General features: G+C 71.9%; 3 protein-coding genes. All 3 read left to right on the top strand.

Going from position 1 to position 1,440, the window contains the following annotated elements:
• Positions 1 to 139: 139 nt before the first annotated feature.
• The 3 genes from AB0M70_RS42130 (at position 140) to AB0M70_RS42120 (ending at position 1,291) form a co-directional block, all read left to right on the top strand.
• Positions 140 to 307: a hypothetical protein gene (locus AB0M70_RS42130; RefSeq protein WP_365829171.1), complete on the top strand. Its 168-nt coding sequence runs from the start codon at positions 140 to 142 to the stop codon at positions 305 to 307.
• The gene (locus AB0M70_RS42125) at positions 308 to 517 is read left to right on the top strand and encodes an abortive infection family protein (RefSeq protein WP_365829173.1); all 210 of its coding nucleotides are present in this window, start codon (positions 308 to 310) and stop codon (positions 515 to 517) included.
• 438 nt (positions 518 to 955) lie between these two features.
• Positions 956 to 1,291, top strand: coding sequence for a DUF6083 domain-containing protein (locus tag AB0M70_RS42120; RefSeq protein ID WP_365829169.1), 336 nt, complete (start codon positions 956 to 958; stop codon positions 1,289 to 1,291).
• The last annotated feature ends 149 nt before the right edge of the window (positions 1,292 to 1,440 follow it).

Here is a 1,440-nt window from a genome sequence, read left to right as displayed (position 1 = left end):
AGGGAGCAGACGCCGTCAGCAGGCGCACGCCCCGAGCAGATAACCGCGCGTTCCAACGCCCGGCCCGCCTACACCACTCGGTGGGACACCATCGCACCGAGGGCCAAGCACTGAGGCAGACGCTCAAGGAGGTCCGTCGGTGAGTGCCGTCGGAGCGTGCTTGTGCTGGCAGTGCGACGAGCCGATCAAGCCAGCCCGGCCCGTCACCACCTTCGCCAAGGTCTTCATCGCGGCGGGCGGAGCATCCATCGCGCTGCATGCCAAGTGTGCGAAGTGGGCCGGATTCGTCCGCCGCGCGCAGGCATAGATCCGAACGGCAGGGCGGGGTCTGGCCGTGCTACGCAATCCGCTGGGACTGGGTCACGGGCGCGCTGCATCAAGTGCGGCACGGACGCGCCATGCTCGGTTGGCGCTGAACGGCACGGTGGGCGTGCCGGGGTTCGTGCTCCACGCCTGGCAGGGCCGTATCGATCGAGGGAAGCTCGCGCCCGTCTGCGTCACCTCACGCCCGGTGTAACCGGCCGGCGCCGAGCGAGTAGCTGGCCGGGCGGGAAAGCGAGGGCCGCGGTGACGACAAGCCGACGGGCTGGCGGGCGGTGAAGGTATGCCGGTGGTTGTCGGGTGGGGCTGCGGGCCGTGTCGCCGCGGGAGGCGGCGACGGCCGTGGGGGCAGCGGGCTGGCGGCGCAGGTCCCTGCGGTGTGCGGGCCGGTCTGGGCGGATGTGGCGGGGGCCGTTCTGCCGGGAGGCGTGGATCAGCCTCTCTGCCATGCGTGCTCGGCCGTCGCTGCTGCGCCCCGAGGGCCGGGGTGGTTCGGTTTTCAACTCCTGTGCGCGATCCGGTTCCTGATGCCGCATATGCCCCGACGGGTTCGCGCCGTGTCGAGCGGGACGGTGACCTGCACGCTCACGGTATGGGGGATTCACGAAGTCGCGGGGTGGCCCGCGCGTAGCTGATGTGCCCGTATTGCGGGCTGCCGCAAGATCAGGTCGACACGCTGGGCCCCGGGCCCGTCTTGTTGGAGCCGGTGTGGCGGCCTTTGGCCCACAGGGTGCCGCCGGAGCGCCGGTGGATCGGGATATCGCGGGGCCGGGTCACGGTGTATGGCGTGTGTCCGCCCGTCGCGGAGCAGCGGTGCCGGATCGAGCATGCGCTGGTCTGCCCCGGGCAGCCGTTGCCGGGCCTGTGGCCGGAGCTGACGAAGATGCGGGAGGTGAATGCGCAGAAGGCTGCGCGGCGTAAGGACAAGCCCGCGCTGCCCGGCGGTGAGCAGCTGCGGGATGTCGGCTGATCGGTTGCGCGCGCAGCCGCCGCCGGCCTGGATGCCACGAGCCCGAACCGGGCCCTGCGAACCATGGGCAGGGCGGCCCTCGTGGGGGGTGTCGGCTGCGCAGTGCTGTGACGGCAGTGCCCGGGCCTGGCGGGGGAGTGGTCGGGGTG

Source organism: Streptomyces sp. NPDC051214 (genome assembly GCF_040682375.1).
Taxonomy (GTDB): Bacteria; Actinomycetota; Actinomycetes; order Streptomycetales; family Streptomycetaceae; genus Streptomyces.
Note: the sequence above shows the minus strand (reverse complement) of the source record. Positions and strands in the feature narration are given on the sequence as shown.